Here is a 13,130-nt window from a genome sequence, read left to right as displayed (position 1 = left end):
CGGCCGGGCGGGCTCACACCGAGCCCGCCCGGCCCCTGCCTAGGCGCACCTACGGCCGTCGTTCACGCAGGACACCACCTTCTTCATCAGCCGGCTGTCGAAGACGTTGATGAAGTCCCCGTGGTCGGTGACCGGCTTGTGGAGCTGCTCGGGGAAGGAGTCGACCGCGAACCCGGGGCCCGGCGGGACGTCGTACACGATCCGCTGCACCAGCTGCGGAATGGCACGGAATCCGTCGGGACAGCCACCGTCTTCTTCCGCGAACGCGACATGCGTGCGGTGATTGGCGCTGTCGGTGTTCTTTCCGTCCCAGCAGCTCTGGAACGCGAAAGTGCGGACGACCTGGCTGCCTTCCGGGCAGATCGGGTATTTGTCCTTGAGCTGGCGGTCCTCGAACCCGGTGCAGCTCCAGGAAGCATTGGCATTGGCGTCACCATTGGTGAACGCCTTGGCGTCGCCGGTGATGATGCGCAGGAAACGCGGCATCGCGGTGACCTTGGCGACGGGGCTTCCGACGAATTTCAGCGAGACCTGCGTGGGCGTCTGGATCTCCCCGACGTTGCTGTCCTTGCCTCCGCCGTCGGCATTGGCGTCGTTCTCGTTCTGGCCGTTCTGGAGGCGCAGGACGGGCCAGTAGTACGTCGACCTGTCGCCCTGGTTCCGGCAGGTGGTGGCACCGCGGGCCAGGTCGTTGTCGCTCGCGAAGGCGTCATTGGCCTGGTTGCCGACGTAGTCGTGCATGTGGTGGGCGCCATTGCTCACACCTGGGGCGACAATGACGTTGTCCGGATTGAACTTCCCGTTCTCGTTCCGCCCGCAGTCGGTGGTGAACTCGCCGCGGGAGGCGCCGCGCCGCTTGCGCGGCTGCTGGACGTTCGGCTGGATGGACTGGATGTCGACGAAGTCGGAGGCGTCGGGGCCGTTGCCGGCCTGCCCGCCGTTGCCGTTGCCGTCCTGGCCGCCTCCCTGGTCATCGCCTTGGTCGCCGCCCTGACCGGCGTTGTCACCGTTGTCGCCGTTGCCGTCCTGGCCGCCGTCGTCCTGGCCGCCGTTCCCCTGTCCGTCCCCGCCGTCCCCCGCGTTGTCGTCGGCGCGCAGTGTGCAGGGTGCGAGGCTTTCGAGCCCCTGGGGGCGTTCGGCCGCGCGGCCGACGGCGGTGGCGATCCGGTCGACGGAAGCCAGCCGCTTGTCCCTCAGCGGCCGGAGAATGGCGTTTTCGGCCAGGCCCGGGTCCCGGGTGATCTGCTCCTTGGAATCGGCGAACCGCTTGTACGCCTCCGTGATCTGGGAATCGAGATTCGCGAGCTCCCGATCGACTTCCCGGCGTGCGGAATCGGGTACGTCGGGCAGGTCGTTCGCCACCTCCGGGCAGTCGATGGTCGACAACTGCTGACCGGCATTCTGAATCCGGTCGGACTGACCCGGCCCCGGACCGGACGGCCCGGACCCGCCTTCTCCCGCGGATGCGGAGACATTGACCGCCAGCAGTCCACCCCCGCCCAGGATCAGGGCGGCCGATGCGGCAATCGCCCGGTTCGTCAGCGTGGAACGTTTTCTTGATGCGCGTCGCATGGAACTCCTCTGCTTCGTCGCCGGGTGAAGGTAAGGGGGATCCCGGCAGGGGAGAAGCGCTCCCTCCCCATACGGGCCCTGTTAGCGTCCCGTTCAAACCTCTTTCGAATTCGTCGGTGTCCACATTCGCGAAGCGGGACGGATGCCGACGGATACCGACGTACGGGACGACCTGAGGCGCGGTGTCGCAGGGGCACGGGATCCAGCAGGGGTCCACCGCGGCGGGGGTGCGGGGAGCCGGGGCCGGGACGGGGAAACGCACGGCGCGCCATGGGGAAGCGCGCCGCGCCCGGGGACCCGGCCCCGGGCGGGGCCCGGCCTCAGCCGGACGGCGTACCCACCCGGAGCCGGTTGCCGTCGGGGTCCCGCAGCTCGACCTCGCGCGCCCACGGCTGGTCCTGCGCCGTTACGCCGAACTCCGCGGCGACGGCATCCACGTCGCGCACCTGCAGATACACCAGTGTGTCGGGGAGCGCGTCCCTCTGGTGCTCCGACAGGAACAGCCGCACGGGGCCGCGTGCCACCTCCACGAAGGCGGGGAAGCCCGGCTCGTAGCGGTGCTCCCACTGTTTTCCGAAGCCGAGGCGGGCGTACCAGGCGACCGCCGCCTCCGCGTCTTTGACGTGCAGGACCGGAATGGCTTCCTCGTTGATGGTCATGAGGCCATCCTCCCGCTCCGTCACTCCTTCCAGGCGAACGGCGTGAGCTGTTCGTCCAAGGGGGCATCGGTCAGCCGGTTGGCCAGGGTCGACATCGTGTAGGCCCCGATGCCCAGGACGACCTCCAGCGCGTTCTGCGGGGTGTAACCGTGGGCCAGGAAGGTCTGGAGCGTGCCGTCGGGGACCGCACCCGAGGTGGCGACGGCCTCCAGCGTGAACTGCCGTATCCCTTCCAGCCGTTCGTCGCCCAGCGGTTGCTGCTCGCGCAGCGACTCGACCAGACCGGCGCCGGCCCCCAGCGCGGTGAGCTTCGCCGTGTGCATCGCGACGCAGACGTGACAGCCGTTGCGGGTCGCGATCGTCATGATCACGACCTCGCGGGACAGCGGATCCAGGGTCGTCGACTCGAAGAGCGCGCTGATCTTCAGGAAACCGTCGAGCAGTTCCGGGGACGCCGCCATGCGGGCGACGGGGGCGGGCAGATAGCCCAGACGCTTCGTCGTCGCCTCCATGGGGCGGCGGGAGGCGGCGGGGGCCGTCCCGGTGGTGTGGTCGGGGAAGGCGGGCCGGGGCGCGGTCAAGAGGTCTCCTCGGATAATGTCGTCAACATGGTTGTCGAAAAAGTAAACGTCATTGACGAGTTGCGCAATGGCTGAGGGGTACGAGCTTCCGCTGCTGCTGTTCGCCGGATTCCGCTCGTTCATCGACGAGTTGCACGCCGAACTGGCCGCACAGGGCCACCCCGACGTCCGCCCCGCACACGGCTTCGCCCTCCAGGCCGTCGGCCGCGACGGCGTGACGGCCGGTGAACTGGGCCGGCGGCTCGGGGTCTCCAAACAGGCCGCGGGCAAGACCGTCGAGCGGCTGGAACGGCTCGGTTACGTCGAGCGGGCCGACGACCCGGACGACGGGCGGCGCAAGCTGGTGAGGCTCACGCCGCGCGGGTCCGACGTCCTCGCGCGGTCGGCCGTCATCTTCGGCCGGCTGCGGGCCCGGTGGGTCGAGGCCCTCGGTGCGCGGCGGGTGGACGCGCTGGAGGCGGACCTGCGGGCCATGGCCCCCGGAGGCGGCGGCCTGCGGCTGGACGCGGCCGGCTGGTTCGGGTCCTGACCGCCGTCAGCTTCCGCCGACGCGTCCGTTCCCGTTCCCGCCCCGGTCCAGATAGGCCAGTACGGCCAGCACCCGCCGGTTGTCGTCGTCCGACACGGGCAGGCCGAGCTTGCCGAAGATGTTCGACGTGTGCTTGGCGATCGCCCGCTCGGTGACGACGAGCCGGTCCGCGATGGCCGCGTTCGACCTGCCCTGCGCCATCAGCTCCATGACCTCCCGCTCCCGCGGCGTCAGATGGCCCATCGGCTTGTCCTGGGCGCGGCGGGAGAGGAGCTGGGAGATCACCTGGGGGTCCATCGCCGTGCCGCCGGCCGCCACCCGCCGTACCGCGTCGACGAACTGCTCGGCGTCGAAGACCCGGTCCTTGAGCAAGTACCCGATACCGCCGTTGCCGTCGGCCAGCAGCTCGCGGGCGTACAGCTGTTCCACGTGCTGGGAGAGCACCAGCACCGGCAGGCCCGGCCGTGCCCGGCGTGCCTCCAGCGCGCACTGGAGACCCTCGTCGGTGTGGGACGGCGGAAGCCGGACGTCGACGACCGCGACGTCCGGTTCCAGCTCGGCCAGTGCCCGGGTCAGCTCGGGCCCGGTCTCCACGGCGGCCAGGATCTCGAAGCCGAAGGCTTCGAGCATGCGGACCAGGCCGTCGCGGAGCAGGAAGAGGTCTTCGGCTAGGACAACGCGCAAGGGATCTCCATGGTGACCATGGTGGGACCGCCCGCGGGACTGCTGACGGCCAGGACGCCGTCGAATGTACCGAGCCGGCGTTCGACACCGCTCAGCCCGGAGCCCGCCCCGGCGTCCGCCCCGCCGTGCCCGTTGTCGGTGACGGAGACCCGCAGCATGCCGTCGGCGTGGTGCATGTCGGCGTGGATCCGGTCCGCTTCCGCGTGCTTGACCGCGTTCGTGAGGAGCTCGCTGACCGCGAAGTACGCCGCCGACTCGACGGGCGCGTCCACGCGGCCCGGCAGGTCCACCGTCACCTCCGTCTCGACGGGCAGGCGCAGCGCCAACGCCCGTACCGCGTCGCCGAGTCCGCGTTCGGCGAGCACCGGCGGGTGGATGCCGCGCACCAGGTCGCGCAGTTCGGCCAGGGCCTCGGCGGAGGACTCGCGGGCCATGGCGAGGAGCTTCCTGGCCTGGGCCGGGTCCTTCTCGACGAGCGCCTCGATGGTGGAGAGGTTCATGCCCATGGCGACCAGCCGGGCCTGCGCGCCGTCGTGCAGGTCCCGCTCGATACGGCGCAGTTCGGCGGCCGAGGTGTCGACGGCGTCGTGCCGCGTCTCGGTCAGCTGGTCGATGCGCCGGGCGAGCGACATCTCGTGGGTGGGGCGCAGCAGCGACCCGGTGAGGGTGAGGTGGGCGCGCAGCAGCGCCGGGTTGTAGCGCACGGCCACGTGGAAGAGGGCGATGCCGAGCGCGACCGCGAGAAGTGCGGTCCCCTGGCTGTCCACGGGCACGGGGCCGTACCAGTACGGATCATTCTCGAACACCCGCCACAGCCCCGCCGCCAGCACCAGGCTCTCCAGCGGATAAAGCAACAGCGCGGCGGGCAGGAACGCGCTGAGACAGCCGGCCGTCATGTCCACCTGGAGCCACAGGAAGTCCCGCCAGGTCGCCGGGTCCCTCAGCATCAGCACACACCGCTCGACCTGTCCGACGAAGCCGCCGCGCAGGTCGGCGGGCATCCGGCGGTACGGGACCGGGACGCGCGCGTCCGACCACTTGGCCACGAGGAGCCTCCGCTGATCGGCGTAGCCGCGGAGCGCGGTCAGAACGACAGGAGTGGTGAAGAGGCCGATCCCGATCGGGATGAGCGCGAGGGAGACAACCGTGAACGTGGACAGGACGACCGATGCCGTGAGCGACATGATCGTCAGTGCCAGTCCCCGCACGCCGGCAAGGAACGTGCTGCGTATTCTGGTCGCCATCATCCTGTTCAACCCTCTCCTCGGCGGCCCGTACGCCGGGCACGCGCCCAGTCTTGCCTGAGGCGGCCTCCAAGGTCACGGGGTTCCGCCCCCGGATCCGGGGTGTACCTACCACCACCCCCGGCCCCTCCTCGCCGCACAGCTGTGTCCTGCACCGATGTCCCCACGAGGGCTCCCGGAGTGGCAGCATGTGCGGATCATGACGGACGCCCGGTCACCCCTGCGCGCACTGCGAGCCGCACTCTTCGCTGCGGTGTGCGTCCTCGCGGCGGCCGTGGGCCATTCCTCCATGTCCGGGCACGGAGTTCCGGTTCCGGGGCTGCTCGCGGCCTTCGCGGTGACGGCCGGGCTCGCGTGGGCCGCGGGGCACAGGCGGCACGGGGTCTTCGCCGTCGGCGGCGGCCTCCTCGCCGTACAGGGCGTACTGCACCTCGTCTTCGGTACGGCGCAGGAGCCGGGCGCCGGCCACCACCGGATGTCCGTCACGCACCAGCAGTTCATGGACCCCGAAGCCATGGCGGCCGCGGCGTCCGCCCCCGCCCAGGGTTCCTCCCCGCTCGCGATGACCGCCGCCCACCTCGGCGCGGCCCTCGTCTGCGGTCTGTGGCTGGCGCGCGGCGAGGCGGCCTTCTTCCGGCTCGCGCGCACCGTCGACGCGTCGGCCTTCACCCCGCTGCGGCTGCTGCTCGCCGTCGTACGGGCCCCGGAGCTGCCGGAGCCGGTACGCCCCCGGGGTCCCCGCTCCGCTCGCCGCCACGGCCACGGCGTCGTCCTCGCGCACACGCTGTCGCGGCGCGGGCCGCCGCGGGTCCCGAGGACCCGCGCCACGGCCCCCGCACTTCCCACTGTCTGACCACTGTCCGACCGCGTGACCAGGGGGCCGCTTCACCCACCCCGTGACCCAGGTCACTCCGTCGGCAACTCCGAGGACAGTCATGGCCATTGACGACCCCGTACAACCCGCACAGCCCGTACAACTCGCACAGCCCGCGCAGGAAACGGATGCGGATACGGAAGCCGGTCCGGCACCCGCCGCCGGCGGACGCGGAACCACCTGGAGCGCCCTGCGCCCCCTCGTCCTGCGCGTCCACTTCTACGCGGGCCTGCTGATAGCCCCGCTCCTGCTGATCGCCGCCACCAGCGGCCTCCTCTACGCGCTCTCCTTCCAGGCCGAGAAGTTCATCTACAGCCACGAGCTGGAGACCCCGGTCGGCGAACGCTCGCTGCCGCTCGGCGACCAGCTCGCGGCCGCCCGCGCCGCCCACCCCAAGGGCACGGTGACCGCCGTCTGGCCCTCCGCCGAGGACGGCGCGACCACCAGGGTGCTGATGACGACGCCCGAGGTCGAGGAGGGCAAGTCGCTCGCCGTCTTCGTCGATCCGTACACCGCGGAAGTACGGGGCGAGCTGACCAGTTACGGCTCCTCCGGCGCCCTGCCGCTGCGTACCTGGCTCGACGAGCTCCACCGCGACCTGCACCTCGGAGATCTCGGCCGTCACTACGGCGAACTCGCCGCGAGCTGGCTGTGGGTGGTCGCGCTGGGCGGCCTGTTCCTGTGGCTGGGCCGCAGGCGCACGGCGAAGCGCGACCTGATCGTCCCCGAGCGCGGGGCGAAGGGCCGCCGCAGGACGCTGTCCCGGCACGGGGCCCTCGGCACGGTGGCGGTGCTCGGACTCGTCCTGCTCTCGGCGACGGGTCTCACCTGGTCGCGTTACGCGGGCGAGAACATCGGCGCCGTACAGGACCAGCTCGGCGGCGCGACCCCGGTCGTCTCCGCGGCACTCGCCGAGGGCGGCGGTGACGGCGGCGGGGAACACGAAGGCCACGAGGGCCACGGCGACGCGGGCTCCCACGAGGGCGCGGCCGGCACGGACGTCGGCATCGACAACGCGCTCGCGGCCGCCCGCCAGGCCGGGATCGAGGGGAAGCTCTCGGTGATCCTGCCGAGCGAGGGGAGCGGTTACGTCGTCAAGGAGACCGACACCCAGTTCCCGGTCCACCTGGACTCGGTCGCCGTCGGCCCCGCCGACGGCCTGGTCATCGACGAACTGCGTTTCGCCGACTACCCGTTGCTCGCCCAGCTCACCCGGTTCGGCATCGACGCCCACACCGGCGTCTTCCTCGGCCTGGTCAACCAACTGGCCCTGGCGGCCCTCGCGGCGTCCCTGATCCTGCTCATCGTCTGGGGCTACCGGATGTGGTGGCTGCGCAGGCCGACGAAGGAACGCAGGCTGCCCGCGGGCCGCCCGGTGCCGCGCGGCGCCTGGCGGAAGGCGCCGGTCACGGCACTGCTGCCCCTGGCGGCGCTCACCGTGCTGGTGGGCTGGTTCGTACCGCTGCTGGGCATCAGCCTGCTGGTGTTCCTGGCGGTCGACCTGCTGCTGGGCGCGGTGGCCCGCTTCCGCGCCCGCACGGCCCGTACGGCGGACTGAGGGCCGGGGCTGCCCGTACCGCCGCGCCGGACGGGCAGCCCCTTCGCCGTACTCCGCCAGAGCCTCAGAGCCTCAGAGCCTCACAGCCTCAGGAGCTCAGGGCGTGAACTTGTACCCCACGCGCCGCACCGTCTGGATCCTGCCGCGGTGCTCGGCGCCCAGCTTGCGGCGCAGCCGCGCGATGTGGACGTCGACGGTCCTGCCGTCGCCCACATGCCCGTAGCCCCACACCGTGGACACCAACTGGTCGCGTGTGTGCACCCGGTGGGGATGCGCCACCAGGTGGGCGAGCAGCTCGAATTCGAGGTACGTGAGGTCCAGCGTCCGCCCGTCCACGGCGGCGGTGCGCCCGGCGCCGTCGATCCGCACGGGCCCGTCGCCCAGGGCCCCGGCCCCCTCCTCTTCCGCGTCCTCCCCCGTCGCCTTTTCCGCGACGGGCGCGACGGGCGCGACGGCGGGCTGCCGGTCGGCCGGTACGAGCACGAGGTACCCGACCATCGGCGGCCGGCCCGGCAGCGCGGGCAGCGTGTGCTCGGGCGCGGGCAGCCAGGTGGAGCCCGGCGGCAGGAAGTCGCCCACGTCCAGAGTCCGGCCGGGAGTCCTGCCCGGAGCCCCGCCGGTACGCGCCCCCTCGTGCCGTTCGACGGCCCGCAGCCGGTGGCGGCCGATGACGGCGGAGGACTGGGAAGCGGCGGAGAAGGCACGGGTGTTCGCCATGAGAGGTCAGCTTCTTTCGCGCGGAGGAGTCGTCGAGGACGTACTGCGTCGTCACTGCGTCGTGCTGCGCGCGGACCGAAGACCGGTGTGAACGGCTTTAGAGGGCCCGCGCGTTCCTCGCGCGACAACACACCCGGTCGAAGTCGTGATGCTGACGGGAAGGCCAGAACGGCTCGAGGTCGCTGCGACGCGCTGTCGCGGTGTCCTGGTGGCCGGTCATGTGCCCCATTGAAGCAGATGCCCGCCGTCGGCAGCAGCCCCCCTTCCCCCGGCCTCCGTACGGCAGGGCGCCTGCGGCACACCGGGCCGGGGTACGCGCAGGGGGCGCCCACCGGATCGGCGGGCGCCCCCTGCGACGAGCGGTCGGGAGCGGGGATCAGACCTGGCCGGCCTTCTCCATCGCGGTGCAGCAGGTGTCGACGATCAGGCGCGTCACGACGTACGGGTCGACGTTGGCGTTCGGACGGCGGTCCTCGATGTAGCCCTTGCGGTCCTGGCCGACCTGCCACGGGATACGGACCGAGGCGCCGCGGTCGGAGACGCCGTAGCTGTACTCGTTCCACGGGGCGGTCTCGTGCAGACCGGTCAGGCGGTCGTCGATGCCCGCGCCGTAGTTCTTGACGTGGTCCATCGGCTTCGAGCCCTCGCCCAGCGCCTCGCACGCGGTGATGATCGCGTCGTAGCCCTCGCGCATCGCCTTCGTCGAGAAGTTGGTGTGCGCGCCCGCGCCGTTCCAGTCGCCCTTGACCGGCTTCGGGTCGAGGGTCGCGGACACGTTGAAGTCCTCGGCGGTGCGGTACAGCAGCCAGCGGGCGATCCACAGCTGGTCGGCGACCTCCAGCGGCGCCAGCGGGCCGACCTGGAACTCCCACTGGCCGGGCATGACCTCGGCGTTGATGCCGGAGATGCCGAGGCCGGCGGCGAGGCAGTGGTCGAGGTGCTTCTCGACGATCTCACGGCCGAAGATCTCGTCCGCGCCGACGCCGCAGTAGTAACCGCCCTGCGCGGCCGGGAAGCCGCCCACCGGGAAGCCGAGCGGACGGGCACCGTCGAAGAAGGTGTACTCCTGCTCGATGCCGAAGATCGGCTCCTGGTCGGCGAACTGCTCGGCGACCGGGCGCAGCAGCGCACGCGTGTTGGACTCGTGCGGCGTCATGTCGATGTTCAGGACCTCGCACATGACGAGGATGTCGTCACCGCCGCGGATCGGGTCCGGGCAGGAGAACACCGGCTTCAGTACGCGGTCGGACGCGTGGCCCACGGCCTGGTTCGTGCTGGATCCGTCGAAACCCCAGATGGGCAGCTCGGTGACGTCCGCGGCGGAGCCCGCCATTATCTTCGTCTTCGAGCGGAGCTTGGCGGTCGGCTCGGTGCCGTCGATCCAGATGTACTCGGCCTTGAAGGTCACGGACGCCATCCTTTGTGGTGCTGCGGTGTGCTGCTGCGGGGCTGCGGCTGATGAGCGCAGCTTCGCAAGCGCTGATTTCCCGTCCGTTGCCCGATTGTGAACCCCGTGTTACTCAGGTTTCCTGCGGATCACGGGCGTTCGCCGGTCACGCACCGGCCGCGGAGGCCGGGGGACCCGCGCGTCCCCCGGCCCCGCGGGCACACTGGCGGGCATGACCGAATCGTTGAGCAAACCGCGCATCGGACTTCTCGGCACCGGCCCCTGGGCGGCCGGCACCCACGGACCCGCGCTCGCGGCGCACCCCGGCATCGAATTCGCGGGCGTGTGGGGCCGCAGGCCCGAGGCGGCCGCCGCCCTCGCCGCCGCCCACGCCACCACGGCGTACGACGACGTCGACGCCCTCCTCGCCGCGTGCGACGCCGTGGCGATCGCCCTGCCGCCCGACGTCCAGGCCCCGCTGGCGGTACGTGCCGCGGCCGCCGGACGCCACGTGCTGCTGGACAAGCCGGTCGCGACGACGGTGGCGGGGGCACGGGAGGTCGCCGGGGCGACGGAGAAGGCGGGCGTGGCGTCGGTGGTCTTCTTCACCCTGCGCTTCGCGGCCGGAACGGCGCGGTGGACCGCCGAACAGGGCGCGGCGGGCGGCTGGTTCACCGCCCACGCACGGTGGCTCGGCGCGCTGTTCTCCCCCGGTGCGGACAGTCCGTACGCCGTCTCGCCGTGGCGCGGCGAGAAGGGCGCGCTGTGGGACGTGGGGCCGCACGCCCTGTCCGTACTGCTGCCGGTGCTCGGCGACGTCACGTCGGTGACCGCGGCGCCGGGCCCCGAGGACACCGTCCACCTCGTCCTGCGCCACACCTCGGGCGCGTCGAGCACGGTGACGCTCAGCCTGAGCGCCCCGGCGGATGCGGCGGGGGCGGCGGTCGAACTGCGGGGCACGGCGGGTGTGGCCGCACTGCCTCCGTGGGGCAGTGCGGCCGGGGCCTTCCGCGCAGCCGTCGACGCGCTGCTGCACTCCGTACGGACGGGAGAGGCGCATCCGTGCGACGCGGCCTTCGGGCTGCGCGTCACGGAGATCCTGGCCGACGCGGAGGCGCGACTGGGGCGTTGAGACGGGGCGGTGCCTCTGCGCCGGCCGCGTCGTCCGCACGGTTCGCGCTGCCCCCGGCCGCCGGACGGGCCCGGTCCGCGAGCCCGTCCGGACGCGGCCCGCTCACGGCCGGCGCGGAGGCACCCCCCGGCACAGCGGACTGGGCGGCGATTTCCGTATCAGGCGGGCGGCAGGGCCCGGCACAGCGCGTCCAGCGCCCCCGCGTACAGGTGCTCGGCCGGCGTCGAGTAGCCCACGACCAGCCCGTCGCGCCCGCCGCCCCCGGCGCTGTCCCCGGAGCCGCCTCCCGCGCCCGCCCCGCGGCCGCTCCCCGGATGCCGGTAGCCGGAGAGCCCCTCCACCGCCAGCCCCTGCCACGCCGCCGCCTTCACCACCGCCCGCTCGGTGCCCGGCGGCAGTTCGAGCACGGCGTGCAGCCCCGCCGCGATCCCCGTCACGCGCACGTGCGGCGCACGCTCGGCCAGCACCGCGACCAGCCGGTCGCGCCTGCGCCGGTGACGCTGTCGCATCCTGCGCACATGACGGTCGTACGCACCCGAGGCGACGAAGTCCGCCAGCGTCAGCTGCTCCGTCGCGCTCGACCACTGCTCGCGCTCGCCCTTCGCCGCCGCGACATCGTCCACGAGCCGCTCCGGCAGCACCATCCAGCCGATCCGCAGGGTGGGGGAGAGGCTCTTGCTGACCGACCCGATCAGCACCACATGGTCCGGATCGAGCCCCTGCACCGCGCCCACCGGCTGCCGGTCGTAACGGAACTCACCGTCGTAGTCGTCCTCCAGGACCAGCCCGCCCGTCGCCCGCGCCCAGTCCACGACGGCCGCGCGCCGCTCCGGACGCAGCGGCCCGCCCGTCGGGAACTGGTGCGCGGGGGTGAGCAGTACGGCCCCCGGCCCGGCCAGTTCGTCCACCCTGGCCCCGCCCCCGTCGACCCCGACCGGCACGGTACGCACCCCCTCGCCGGCCAGCAGCGCGCGGTGGAACGGCAGTCCGTACTCCTCCACCGCCCACGTCCCGCCCACCACTTCCGCCAGCAGCCGCAGCGCGTGCGCGGCCCCCGAGCACAGCACGATCCGCCCGGCGTCCGCCCGTACCCCGCGCACCCGCGCCAGATACTCCGCCAGCGCCTGCCGCAGCTCCGCCCTGCCCCGCGGATCACCGGGCCCGAAGGCGTCGTGGGGCGCGGCGGTCAGCGCCCGGCGGGCCGAAGCGAGCCAGGCGCTGCGCGGGAACACGGAAGGGTCCGGCCGGCCCTGGACCAGGTCGTACGCCGGCCGGGTGGCCCGCGCCGGAGTGCGCGCCCGCCGCACGGGCGTGACCGGCTCCGCCCGCTGCGCGACCCGGGTGCCGGACCCCTGTCTGGCCGTCAGCCAGCCCTCCGCCACCAGCTCGGCGTACGCGTCGGCGACGGTATTGCGGGCGAGCCCGAGGTCGGCGGCGAGGGAGCGGTACGGCGGCAACCGCGTCCCGGGAGCGAGCCGCCCGCTGCGGACCGCTTCACGCAGCGCCCGCATGAGCACGGCACGCCGGCTGCCGGCTCCTGCCTTCTCCAGCTCCAGGTGCAGATCGCTGCCGAGCCCCTCCGCGGAATTGACCCATGATCGTGCCACGAGAATGCACCCCTCCTCCGGTCGCCCGTGCTCGTAGATTCGTATCCATGACGACGACAGAGATCCGGCAGAGCCCCTCCGCCCCCGCCTCCTCCGCCACCCGCCTCAACTTCGCCAAGAGCGCGCCCAAGGCGTTCAGAGCGGTGATCGGCCTCGACGCCGCCGCCCGTGAGGGCCTCGACCCGGCGCTCGTGGAGCTGGTGCAGATCCGCTCCTCGCACCTCAACCACTGCGCGTACTGCCTGCACATGCACACCTCCGACGCGCGCAAGGCGGGCGAGAGCGAGGAGCGGCTGCACATGGTCGCGGTGTGGAAGGAGGCCGCGCACTTCTTCACCGCGAAGGAGCAGGCCGCCCTGGCCCTCACGGACGCGGTGACGCTGATCGCGGACGGCGGGCTGCCGGACGACGTGTACGCACGGGCGTCCGCCCACTTCGACGACAAGGAACTGGCCCAGCTGCTGGCCCTGATCTTCACGATCAACACCTGGAACCGCATCGCACTGGCGACGGCGAAGACCGCGGGCGAGGACGAACGCGTCTCCTGACCCGGCCGGCGGTGGGGCCCCGTGCCCGTACGCCGGCC

14 protein-coding genes are annotated in these 13,130 nt (G+C 72.4%); 6 read left to right on the top strand and 8 right to left on the bottom strand.

Features of this window, described 5'->3' with window-relative positions; translation table 11 throughout:
- Positions 1 to 39: 39 nt before the first annotated feature.
- The 3 genes from ACWD0Y_RS03855 to ACWD0Y_RS03845 all read right to left on the bottom strand — a co-directional run bounded on the left by ACWD0Y_RS03855 (position 40) and on the right by ACWD0Y_RS03845 (position 2,743).
- Entirely contained in the window at positions 40 to 1,572 is a 1,533-nt protein-coding gene (locus ACWD0Y_RS03855; protein ID WP_450258866.1) for a DUF1996 domain-containing protein, read from the bottom strand.
- A gap of 320 nt (positions 1,573 to 1,892) precedes the next feature.
- The gene (locus tag ACWD0Y_RS03850) at positions 1,893 to 2,225 is read right to left on the bottom strand and encodes a glyoxalase superfamily protein (protein ID WP_450258898.1); all 333 of its coding nucleotides are present in this window, start codon (positions 2,223 to 2,225) and stop codon (positions 1,893 to 1,895) included.
- 26 nt (positions 2,226 to 2,251) lie between these two features.
- Positions 2,252 to 2,743, bottom strand: a complete 492-nt coding sequence (locus tag ACWD0Y_RS03845; RefSeq protein ID WP_450258897.1) for a carboxymuconolactone decarboxylase family protein — start codon at positions 2,741 to 2,743, stop codon at positions 2,252 to 2,254.
- A gap of 136 nt (positions 2,744 to 2,879) precedes the next feature.
- On the opposite strand from ACWD0Y_RS03845, the gene ACWD0Y_RS03840 reads away from it, so the two are divergent.
- Positions 2,880 to 3,341, top strand: coding sequence for a MarR family winged helix-turn-helix transcriptional regulator (locus ACWD0Y_RS03840; protein ID WP_450258865.1), 462 nt, complete (start codon positions 2,880 to 2,882; stop codon positions 3,339 to 3,341).
- Between the two features lie 6 nt (positions 3,342 to 3,347).
- Here ACWD0Y_RS03840 and ACWD0Y_RS03835 read toward each other — a convergent pair whose 3' ends face one another.
- Both ACWD0Y_RS03835 and ACWD0Y_RS03830 read right to left on the bottom strand, forming a co-directional pair.
- Entirely contained in the window at positions 3,348 to 4,025 is a 678-nt protein-coding gene (locus tag ACWD0Y_RS03835) for a LuxR C-terminal-related transcriptional regulator (protein WP_450258864.1), read from the bottom strand.
- Positions 4,010 to 5,209, bottom strand: coding sequence for a sensor histidine kinase (locus ACWD0Y_RS03830; RefSeq protein WP_450258863.1), 1,200 nt, complete (start codon positions 5,207 to 5,209; stop codon positions 4,010 to 4,012). Before ACWD0Y_RS03830 ends, ACWD0Y_RS03835 begins: the two co-directional genes overlap by 16 nt.
- Between ACWD0Y_RS03830 and ACWD0Y_RS03825 the strand changes: the two genes are divergently transcribed.
- The 3 genes from ACWD0Y_RS03825 (at position 5,199) to ACWD0Y_RS03815 (ending at position 7,701) form a co-directional block, all read left to right on the top strand.
- Complete coding sequence (locus tag ACWD0Y_RS03825) at positions 5,199 to 5,330, top strand: hypothetical protein (RefSeq protein WP_450258862.1); 132 nt, start codon at positions 5,199 to 5,201, stop codon at positions 5,328 to 5,330. The genes ACWD0Y_RS03830 and ACWD0Y_RS03825 overlap by 11 nt on opposite strands.
- A 138-nt stretch (positions 5,331 to 5,468) precedes the next feature.
- Entirely contained in the window at positions 5,469 to 6,122 is a 654-nt protein-coding gene (locus ACWD0Y_RS03820) for a hypothetical protein (RefSeq protein ID WP_450258861.1), read from the top strand.
- An 82-nt stretch (positions 6,123 to 6,204) separates the two neighbouring features.
- Entirely contained in the window at positions 6,205 to 7,701 is a 1,497-nt protein-coding gene (locus ACWD0Y_RS03815; protein ID WP_450258860.1) for a PepSY-associated TM helix domain-containing protein, read from the top strand.
- A gap of 96 nt (positions 7,702 to 7,797) precedes the next feature.
- Here the strand turns inward: ACWD0Y_RS03815 and ACWD0Y_RS03810 are convergent, their stop codons facing one another.
- Positions 7,798 to 8,418, bottom strand: coding sequence for a winged helix-turn-helix domain-containing protein (locus tag ACWD0Y_RS03810; protein ID WP_450258859.1), 621 nt, complete (start codon positions 8,416 to 8,418; stop codon positions 7,798 to 7,800).
- Between the two features lie 376 nt (positions 8,419 to 8,794).
- Entirely contained in the window at positions 8,795 to 9,826 is a 1,032-nt protein-coding gene (gene glnII / locus ACWD0Y_RS03805; protein WP_450258858.1) for a glutamine synthetase, read from the bottom strand.
- A 211-nt stretch (positions 9,827 to 10,037) separates the two neighbouring features.
- Here glnII and ACWD0Y_RS03800 point away from each other — a divergent pair, with 211 nt between their 5' ends.
- Positions 10,038 to 10,937 carry a Gfo/Idh/MocA family protein gene (locus tag ACWD0Y_RS03800; RefSeq protein ID WP_450258857.1) on the top strand — a complete coding sequence of 300 codons (900 nt, stop codon included), beginning with the start codon at positions 10,038 to 10,040 and terminating at the stop codon, positions 10,935 to 10,937.
- 158 nt (positions 10,938 to 11,095) lie between these two features.
- Here the strand turns inward: ACWD0Y_RS03800 and pdxR are convergent, their stop codons facing one another.
- The gene (gene pdxR / locus ACWD0Y_RS03795; protein ID WP_450258856.1) at positions 11,096 to 12,544 is read right to left on the bottom strand and encodes a MocR-like pyridoxine biosynthesis transcription factor PdxR; all 1,449 of its coding nucleotides are present in this window, start codon (positions 12,542 to 12,544) and stop codon (positions 11,096 to 11,098) included.
- Positions 12,545 to 12,591: 47 nt separating this feature from the next.
- Between pdxR and ACWD0Y_RS03790 the strand changes: the two genes are divergently transcribed.
- Positions 12,592 to 13,092: a carboxymuconolactone decarboxylase family protein gene (locus ACWD0Y_RS03790; RefSeq protein ID WP_450258855.1), complete on the top strand. Its 501-nt coding sequence runs from the start codon at positions 12,592 to 12,594 to the stop codon at positions 13,090 to 13,092.
- Positions 13,093 to 13,130: the final 38 nt, after the last annotated feature.

Source organism: Streptomyces altiplanensis, assembly GCF_053591575.1.
The sequence above is the reverse complement of the archived record's forward strand: the minus strand, read 5'-3'. Positions and strand labels throughout refer to the sequence as shown.

What these genes read in the sequence shown, in the direction of transcription:
- ACWD0Y_RS03855 (WP_450258866.1), bottom strand. Translation starts at nt 1,572, where the DNA reads ATGCGACGCGCATCAAGAAAACGTTCCACGCTGACGAACCGGGCGATT.
- ACWD0Y_RS03845 (WP_450258897.1), bottom strand. Translation starts at nt 2,743, where the DNA reads ATGGAGGCGACGACGAAGCGTCTGGGCTATCTGCCCGCCCCCGTCGCC.
- ACWD0Y_RS03840 (WP_450258865.1), top strand. Translation starts at nt 2,880, where the DNA reads ATGGCTGAGGGGTACGAGCTTCCGCTGCTGCTGTTCGCCGGATTCCGC.
- ACWD0Y_RS03830 (WP_450258863.1), bottom strand. Translation starts at nt 5,209, where the DNA reads ATGTCGCTCACGGCATCGGTCGTCCTGTCCACGTTCACGGTTGTCTCC.
- ACWD0Y_RS03820 (WP_450258861.1), top strand. Translation starts at nt 5,469, where the DNA reads ATGACGGACGCCCGGTCACCCCTGCGCGCACTGCGAGCCGCACTCTTC.
- ACWD0Y_RS03815 (WP_450258860.1), top strand. Translation starts at nt 6,205, where the DNA reads ATGGCCATTGACGACCCCGTACAACCCGCACAGCCCGTACAACTCGCA.
- ACWD0Y_RS03810 (WP_450258859.1), bottom strand. Translation starts at nt 8,418, where the DNA reads ATGGCGAACACCCGTGCCTTCTCCGCCGCTTCCCAGTCCTCCGCCGTC.
- ACWD0Y_RS03800 (WP_450258857.1), top strand. Translation starts at nt 10,038, where the DNA reads ATGACCGAATCGTTGAGCAAACCGCGCATCGGACTTCTCGGCACCGGC.
- ACWD0Y_RS03790 (WP_450258855.1), top strand. Translation starts at nt 12,592, where the DNA reads ATGACGACGACAGAGATCCGGCAGAGCCCCTCCGCCCCCGCCTCCTCC.